The sequence below is a fragment of the Actinomadura roseirufa genome (assembly GCF_900659635.1).
Lineage (GTDB): Bacteria > Actinomycetota > Actinomycetes > Streptosporangiales > Streptosporangiaceae > Spirillospora > Spirillospora roseirufa.
The window spans coordinates 1-7,957 of the sequence record NZ_CAACVB010000310.1; the positions used below are offsets into that span (position 1 = coordinate 1).

At 75.1% G+C, this 7,957-nt stretch carries 7 protein-coding genes and 1 pseudogene; 4 read left to right on the forward strand and 4 right to left on the reverse strand.

All coding sequences use genetic code 11. The features are described 5' to 3' along the window. The 4 genes and pseudogenes from E1291_RS36105 to E1291_RS36120 all read right to left on the reverse strand — a co-directional run. Positions 1 to 366 (reverse strand): annotated as a pseudogene (locus E1291_RS36105) (shikimate dehydrogenase); the annotation flags it as partial. Between the two features lies 1 nt (position 367). Beyond that, complete coding sequence (locus E1291_RS36110) at positions 368 to 1,426, reverse strand: 3-dehydroquinate synthase family protein (protein ID WP_131742551.1); 1,059 nt, start codon at positions 1,424 to 1,426, stop codon at positions 368 to 370. Further along, a complete protein-coding gene (locus E1291_RS36115; protein WP_131742552.1) occupies positions 1,419 to 2,321 on the reverse strand; it encodes an ROK family protein in 903 nt (300 codons plus the stop codon). The genes E1291_RS36110 and E1291_RS36115 overlap by 8 nt, the downstream gene beginning before the upstream one ends. Then, on the reverse strand, positions 2,318 to 2,749 hold the full coding sequence (locus E1291_RS36120) for a type II 3-dehydroquinate dehydratase (RefSeq protein ID WP_242614597.1): 432 nt from the start codon (positions 2,747 to 2,749) through the stop codon (positions 2,318 to 2,320). Before E1291_RS36120 ends, E1291_RS36115 begins: the two co-directional genes overlap by 4 nt. A gap of 192 nt (positions 2,750 to 2,941) precedes the next feature. On the opposite strand from E1291_RS36120, the gene E1291_RS36125 reads away from it, so the two are divergent. The 4 genes from E1291_RS36125 to E1291_RS36140 all read left to right on the forward strand — a co-directional run. Then, on the forward strand, positions 2,942 to 4,093 hold the full coding sequence (locus E1291_RS36125) for a DegT/DnrJ/EryC1/StrS family aminotransferase (RefSeq protein ID WP_131742554.1): 1,152 nt from the start codon (positions 2,942 to 2,944) through the stop codon (positions 4,091 to 4,093). 49 nt (positions 4,094 to 4,142) lie between these two features. Next, complete coding sequence (locus E1291_RS36130) at positions 4,143 to 5,297, forward strand: Gfo/Idh/MocA family protein (protein ID WP_131742555.1); 1,155 nt, start codon at positions 4,143 to 4,145, stop codon at positions 5,295 to 5,297. Further along, positions 5,287 to 5,976 carry an HAD-IA family hydrolase gene (locus E1291_RS36135; protein ID WP_131742556.1) on the forward strand — a complete coding sequence of 230 codons (690 nt, stop codon included), beginning with the start codon at positions 5,287 to 5,289 and terminating at the stop codon, positions 5,974 to 5,976. The genes E1291_RS36130 and E1291_RS36135 overlap by 11 nt, the downstream gene beginning before the upstream one ends. A 113-nt stretch (positions 5,977 to 6,089) precedes the next feature. Continuing rightward, the coding region (locus E1291_RS36140; protein WP_165495466.1) for a class I adenylate-forming enzyme family protein at positions 6,090 to 7,957 on the forward strand (1,868 nt) is incomplete at its 3' end.

A 7,957-nucleotide genomic window follows, 5' to 3' on the forward strand; every position in this document is an offset into this window, starting at 1 on the left:
CCCGGCGGCGCGCAGCCCGCCGACGAAACCGGCGCCGTCGAAGTTGTCCGCGCGCCAGCGCCCCGTCGGCTCGCGCCGCAGCGCGTTCGCGCTGCCGGCGAGCGCCGCCGCCGGCGCCAGCTCGTCGGCGTACCGGCAGATCTCGATCTTGTGCGGCACGGTGACCAGCAGCCCGTCCAGGTTGCCGATCCGCCGCAGCCCGCCGACGACCTCCGCCAGGTCCCCGGGACGCACGTGCACGGGGACCAGGACCGCGTCCCGGCCCAGCCGGTCCAGCAGCGGGTTGACCAGCGCCGGTGCCTGAACCTGCTCGACCGGGTCGCCCAGCACCGCGAGCAGCCGGGTGGTGCCGGTGATCCGTCCCATCTCAGCTCCCCTCCGCCGGCGCCTCCACCGGCATCCGCGCCAGCGCGGCGGCCACGGCGGGCTCCGGCACGCCGCGCACGACCTCGGCGCCGCGAGGGCCGTCGAGCACGAACGTCAGCCCGTCCGTGGCCTTCTTGTCCAGCCGCATCAGCGCCACCAGCTCGTCCGCGCGGGCGTCCGCGGGCAGCGCCGTCGGCAGCCCGTACCCGGCGACGACCGTCCGGTGCTCGGCGACGCGGGCCGGTCCGATCCGGCCGAGGGCCCCGGCGAGCCGTCCCGCGAACACGGTCCCGACCGCCACCGCCTCCCCGTGGCGCAGCCGGTAGCCGGTGGCGCGCTCAAGGGCGTGGCCCAGGGTGTGCCCGTAGTTGAGGAGGTGCCGCGGCCCCGCGTCCCGCTCGTCCGCGGCCACGATCGACGCCTTGCGCGCCACGCTCGCCGCGATCTGCTCCTCCACCGGCAGCCCGCGCAGGTCGCCGGCGCCGATGAAGTGGCAGCGCGCGATCTCCCCGTACCCGTTGGTCCGCTCCCGGGCCGGGAGCGTGTCCAGGTAGGCCGTGTCGCACAGCACCGCGCGCGGCTGCCAGTACGCCCCGACGAGGTTCTTGCCCTGCGGCAGGTTCACCGCCGTCTTCCCGCCGACGCTGGCGTCCACCTGCGCCAGCAGCGAGGTCGGCAGGTGCACGACGGGCACGCCCCGGTGGTAGAGCGCCGCGGCCAGCCCCACCGCGTCGGTCGTGGTGCCTCCGCCGCATGACACGACCGCGTCCGAGCGGGTCAGCCCGAAGTCGGCGAAACGCCGGCACAGCTCCTCGACCCACGCCAGCGTCTTGTGGTGCTCCCCGTCGCGCGCCGGGACGACCAGGGACGGGACGCCCGGATCCGGCGTCCACTCCGCCGGCCTGGCGGACACGACGACCGCGCGCCGGGCCCCGATGCCCGCGATGACGTCGGGGAGCGTGGCGCGGACTCCGCGCCCAATGCGCACCGGATAGGACCGTTCGCCCAAGGCGACCTCGACCTCCCGCACGGCGGTTCGTCCCCCGTGAGGCTCAGCCATGACCGTCCTCCTCTTGTCCCGCGAGCAGGAGGGCCCCGTACAGGGACGAGAGCCCGCCCAGCTCCGCCCGCCGCACCGGGACCGCCGCGAACCCCGGCCGGGCGTACTTGGCGACGCGTTCGGCGACCGCGTCGGCGAAGCCGGGCAGCCCCGCGCCGAAGCCGCCGCCGATCACGGCGACGTCCGGATGGAGGAGCTCGCCGAGGCTCGTCACGGCGGCCCCGAGCGCGTCCCAGGCCGGGGCGAGCGCGTCCGCCGCCCAGCCCGCTCCGGCGAGCAGCCCGCCGCGCAGGTCCGCGAACGAGACGGCCCCGCCCCGGAGCCGGGCGGCCCGCCGCAGCGTCGCGGGGCCGGAGGCCACCGCCTGGAGGCAGCCGTGCCTGCCGCAGTCGCACCGTTCGTCCAGGGCCGACCGGTCGACGATGAGATGGCCGATCTCGGACCCGGCCAGGGAGCGGCCGCCGAGAACGACGCCGCCGCCGACGCCCGTGCCGACCCCGATGTAGACGACGTCCGGCGACCCCGCCCGCCCCGCCTCCGCGAGCGCCGCCAGGTCGCCGTCGTCCGCCCAGCGCACCGCGGCGCCCGGGAACAGCCCGCGCAGCCGCGCGCCCACGTTCAGCCCCGCCCATCCGGGACGTCCCGGCCAGGTCGTGACCCGCCCGGCCGCGTCGGTGGTGGCGGGCAGCGCGACCCCGACGGCGGTGATCGGCCGCGCCCATCCGGTGCGCAGCCGCGCCACCTCCTCCGCCAGCGCGGCCCAGTCCGCCTCCGGACCGGCGTCCGGACCGGGGGAGGAGGGCCAGTGAAACGCGTCCTCGCGCGCGGGCGGCTCCTCGCCGGCCAGCCGGAACGCGACCTTGGTCCCGCCGACGTCGATCCCGAGCCGCGTCATCCCGGCACCAGCTCCAGCAGCGCCCGGGCGGCCAGCCGGTACCCGAGCGAGCCCAGCCCGACGATCACGCCGTCGGCGATCGGCGCCAGCACCGACTCGTGCCGGAACGACTCGCGGGCCCACACGTTCGACAGGTGCACCTCGATCCACGGGCGCGGATAGGCGGCCAGGGCGTCGCGCAGGCTCCAGCCCGCGATCATCAGCGCGCCCGGGTTGACGATGGCGCCGGCCGTGTCCCACCGGCCGTGCAACGTCTCGACGAGCTCGCCCTCCGACTCGCGCTGCACCGACACCACCTCCCAGCCGCGCGCGGCCACCTCCGCGCGCACGGCGTCCTCGACGTCGGCCAGCGTGTCGGTCCCGTAGATCTCCGGTTCCCGCCGCCCGAGAATCCCCAGATTTGGTCCGTTCAGCAAAAGCAACTGCACAGCCGTAGTTATAACATGCGCCTCCCGGGCATCGCGAAAATTGTTCTTCCGGCCTCTGGGCAAGGGAAATATAGGGGGGTGGATAGGGGATGTGAAAAGCGCATGTCCGTTGGGTACCGTGCGCTTGAAACCCCCCGCTGGGGACGGTTTGTCGGAAGGCCGGAAACGCATTCTGTGGAGGGTGTGGAGTTCATGAGTGATATCGGATTGCCGGAGTGGCCGCAGTATGACGAGCGGGAGCGCGCGGGGCTGATCCGGGCACTGGAACAGGGCCAGTGGTGGCGGCTGGGCGGCGGTGAGGTCGACGCCTTCGAGCGGGAGTTCGCCGAGTACCACGGCGCCGAGCACGCGCTGGCCGTGACCAACGGCACCCACGCGCTGGAGCTGGCCCTCCAGGTGCTCGGGGTCGGCCCCGGGGACGAGGTCGTGGTGCCGGCGTTCACCTTCATCTCCTCCTCCCAGGCGGCGCAGCGGCTCGGCGCGGTGGCCGTGCCGGTGGACATCGACCCCGAGACGTACTGCCTGGACGTCGCGGCCACCGAGGCGGCGATCGGGCCGCGCACGAAGGCGATCATGCCCGTGCACATGGCCGGGCAGCTCGCCGACATGGACGGCCTGGGCAAGCTGTCGGACGCCAGCGGCGTCCCGCTGATCCAGGACGCCGCGCACGCGCACGGCGCGCGGTGGAACGGGCGGCGGGTGGGCGAGTTCGGGTCGATCGCCTCGTTCAGCTTCCAGAACGGCAAGCTGATGACGGCGGGGGAGGGCGGCGCGGTCACCTTCCCGGACCGGGAGTCCTACGAAGAGGCGTTCCTGCGGCACAGTTGCGGCAGGCCGCGCGAGGACCGCGGCTACTGGCACCGCACGTCGGGGTCGAACTTCCGCCTGAACGAGTTCTCCGCCGCCGTGCTGCGCGCCCAGCTGAGCCGGCTCGACGAGCAGATCGAGACGCGGGAGCGGCGCGCGCCGGTGCTCGCCCGGCTGCTGGGGGAGATCCCGGGCGTCGTGCCGCAGGGGCGTGACCCGCGGGCCGACCGGGTGCCGCACTACATGGCGATGTTCCGGGTGCCGGGCCTGGCGGGCGAGCGGCGCGACGCGCTCGTCGACACGCTGGTCGCCCGGGGCGTGCCCGCCTTCGTGGTGTTCCGGGCGATCTACCGCACCAACGCCTTCTGGGAGACCGGGGCGCCGGACGCCACGGTCGAGGAGCTGGCGGCGCGCTGCCCGAACGCCGAGGCGATCACCGATGACGGGATCTGGCTGCACCACCGTACGCTGCTCGGCACCGAGGAGCAGGTCCACCGGGTCGCCGAGATCGTGGCCGAGGCGGTGGCGGCGTCATGACCGAGCGCATTGAGGGCATGAGCGCGCGCTCTTCCCGGGGGGTGCGGGCATGAGCGGGCCTGGAGGCGAGCGGCTGCGGGTCGCGCTGGTCGGCCTCGGCTGGGCCGGGCGGAGGATCTGGCTGCCGCGGCTGAGCGAGCACGAGAAGTACGAGGTCGCCGCCGTCGTCGACCCCGATCCGGCGGCGCGCGCCGAGGCGGGGGCGCCGCTCGCGCTGGCCTCGGTCGAGGACCTCGATCCCGGCGCGGTCGACCTGGCCGTGGTGGCCGTCCCCAACCATCTGCACAGCGCCGTGGCGGCGCGGCTGCTGGCGCGGGGCGTGCCGGTCTTCCTGGAGAAGCCGGTGTGCCTGAGCGTGGCGGAGGCCGACCGGCTCGCGGCGGCCGAGCGGGAGGGCGGCGCGGTGCTGCTGGCCGGGAGCGCCGCCCGCTACCGCGCCGACGTGCGGGCCCTGCTGGGGTTCGCGGACGAGCTGGGCCCGATCCGGCACGTGGATCTGGCCTGGGTCCGCGCCCACGGCGTGCCCGGGGCGGGCGGCTGGTTCGTCCGGCGCGAGCACGCCGGCGGCGGCGCGCTGCTCGATCTGGGCTGGCACCTCCTCGACACCGTCGGGCCGCTGCTCGGCCCGGTGGTCTTCGAGCAGGTCGTCGGCACCGTCTCGGCGGACTTCGTCAACAACGACTCGCGCCGCGCGCGCTGGCGGGAGACCGACGCCGAGCCCGCGGGCGCCGGCCGCGGCGACGTCGAGGACACCGCCCGGGGATTCCTGGTGACCGACGGCGGGGTCTCGGTGTCGCTGCGGACGAGCTGGGCCTCGCACGAGGCCCGGGACATCACCGCGATCACGGTGGAGGGCGGCGCCGGAACGGCCGTGCTGCGCTGCACGTTCGGGTTCAGCACGAACCGGCAGAAGGCGTCCACGCTCACCCGCACCTGGCACGGCCGTACGAAACCGGTGCCGGTACCGGAGGAACCGGTGGGCGTCGAGTACTCCCGCCAGCTCGACGAGCTGCCCGGCCTGCTGGCCGACCCGGCGCAGCGCGGCGCCGCGATCGCCCAGGCACGGGAGATGATCTCGGCGATCGAGCGGCTGTACGACTCGGCCCGGTCCGCCGGGCGAACTCCGGACACAGTGGGGGCCACAGTGGAGGCCACGGTGGGGGCCGGAGCGGGGGCCGTCGTGGGGGCGGGTCATGGCGGCTGAGCTTCCCGGCCGTGCGACGCGCGCGGTCGTCTTCGACCTCGACGGCGTGATCGTGGACAGCTTCGACGTGATGCGCCGGGCCTTCCGGATCGCCTACGCCGAGGTCGTGGGGGACGGTCCCGCGCCGTTCGAGGAGTACAGCAAGCACCTCGGACGGTACTTCCCCGACATCATGCGCATCATGGGGCTGCCGCCCGAGATCGAGGAGCCGTTCGTCCGGGAGAGCTACCGGCTCGCCGGTGAGGTGACCGTCTTCCCCGGCGTGGAGGCGCTGCTCACGGAGCTGAACCGGCGCGGTCTCCGGCTCGCCGTCGCGACCGGCAAGAGCGGGCCCCGGGCCCGGTCGCTGCTCACGGTGCTCGGCATCGCGGGGCATTTCGAGCATGTGATCGGGTCGGACGAGGTGCCGCGGCCCAAGCCCGCGCCCGACATCGTGGAACACGCCCTCGACCTGCTCGGCGTCGTGCCCGAGGAGGCGGTGATGGTCGGGGACGCCGTCACAGACCTGCAGAGCGCGCGCGGGGCCGGGGTGGGTGCGATCGCCGCGCTGTGGGGCGAGAGCGACGCCGAGCCGCTGCTGGCCGAGGGACCGGACGCGGTGCTGCGCCGGCCCGCGGACCTGCTCGGGCTGCTGGCGCCCGCGCCGCCGCGCGCACCGGTGGTGAGCGAGGGGCGTTAGGGGGTCGGTTAGGGGATTGCCCGGACCATTCCTTGATGAGACTGGATTGCGGGCTCGCAGATCATCGCGAGCACTTCGATCCGTGACTCACTCTCTTTGGGGGATGTGCCGGAATGCTGCGCACGGAGCTGATTCGGCCACTGCCCGAATTGCTGGGCGAGCACGCGCGCCGCGCGCCCCGGAAGGTCGCCTTCCGGGACGCGCGGCGAAGCGTGACGTATGCGGAACTGGAATCGCGGACCCGTCGGCTGGCCGGTCATCTGGCCGAGCGCCGCCTGCATCCCGGGGACCGCGCGGCGATCCTGCTCGGCAACCGGGTCGAGATGGTGGAGACCTACCTGGCGCTGGTCCGGGCGGGCGCGGTCGGCGTCCCGCTGAACCCGCGGGTCACCGAGGCGGAGCTGGCCTACCTGCTGGACGACAGCGGGGCCCGGCTGGTCGTCACCGACCCGGCGCACGCCGCGCCGCTGGCACGGGTGCTGGCCGGGCGGCCGGAGGTGGCGGTCGTGGTCACCGGCGACCCGGGCGAGTCGGCCGTCTTCCCGGGCGCGGCGTCGTTCGAGGCGCTCGCGGGCACCGAACCGCCCGTCCCGCCCCGCGACGACCTCGGCCTGGACGACCCGGCCTGGATGCTCTACACCTCGGGCACCACGGGCAGGCCCAAGGGGGTCGTCTCCACCCAGCGCAACTGCCTGTGGTCGGTCGCCGCGTGCTACGTCCCCGTTCCGGGACTGTCCGCCGAGGACCGCGTCCTGTGGCCGCTGCCGCTGTTCCACAGCCTGTCGCACATCGCGTGCGTGCTGGGCGTCACGGCGGTCGGCGCGACCGCGCGAATCCTGGACGGCTTCAGCGCGCGCGAGGTGCTCGACGCGCTGCGCGAGGACGACGCCACGTTCCTGGCGGGCGTCCCCACGATGTACCACCACCTCGTCCGGGCCGCGCGCGAGGAGGGGTTCCGCGCCCCCCACCTGCGGATGTGCCTGGTGGGCGGAGCGGTCACCACCGCGGCGCTGCGCCGCTCGTTCGAGGAGGCGTTCGGCGCGCCCCTCCTGGACGCCTACGGCAGCACCGAGACCTGCGGCTCGATCACGATCAACTGGCCGACCGGCGCGCGGGTCGAGGGATCGTGCGGCCTGCCCGTCCCGGGGCTCGGGGTGCGGCTGGTGGATCCGGAGACCGGGACGGACGTCGGGGCGGGCGCGGAGGGCGAGGTCTGGGTCCGCGGCCCCAGCGTGATGACCGGCTACCACAACCAGCCCGAGGCCACCGCCGAGGCGTTCCGGGACGGCTGGTACCGCACCGGCGACCTGGCCCGGCGGGACGCGGCGGGCTATTTCACCATCACGGGGCGGATCAAAGAACTGATCATCCGCGGTGGCGAGAACATCCATCCGGGGGAGGTGGAGGAGGTCCTGCGCGGCCGGCGGGGCGTGGCGGACGTCGCGGTGGCGGGGCGTCCGCACGAGGTCCTCGGTGAGGTCCCGGTGGCGTTCGTCGTGCCGGGCCCGGAGGGCCTGGACCCGGAGGCGCTGTTCGCCGCCTGCCGCGAACGCCTGGCCTATTTCAAGGTGCCCGAGGAGCTGTACGAGATCGACGCGGTCCCGCGCACGGCCTCGGGGAAGGTCGCCCGGCGGCTGCTGCTGGAGCGCCCCGCCCGGCTGCGCGCTACCGGCGGAGGCCGGCACGAGTCGCTGCTGCGGGTCGACTGGATCCCGCTGCCGTCCCTCCCTTCCCGGCCCGCTCCCGGCCGGGTGGCGAGCTTCCCCGGCTTGGCGGCCCTGGAGGCGTCCGCGGCCTCGGGCGAGCCGCTCCCCGACGTGGCCGTGATCTCCTGGGACGCGGACGTGCGCGACCTGGCCGGCCGGCTGGAGGCGTGGGCGGCCGACGAGCGGTTCGCGGGCGTCCGGCTGGCCGTCGTGACCCGTGGCGCGGTCGCGGTGGACGGCGCCGCCGCCGCGGACGCCGGCCGGGCGCCGGTGTG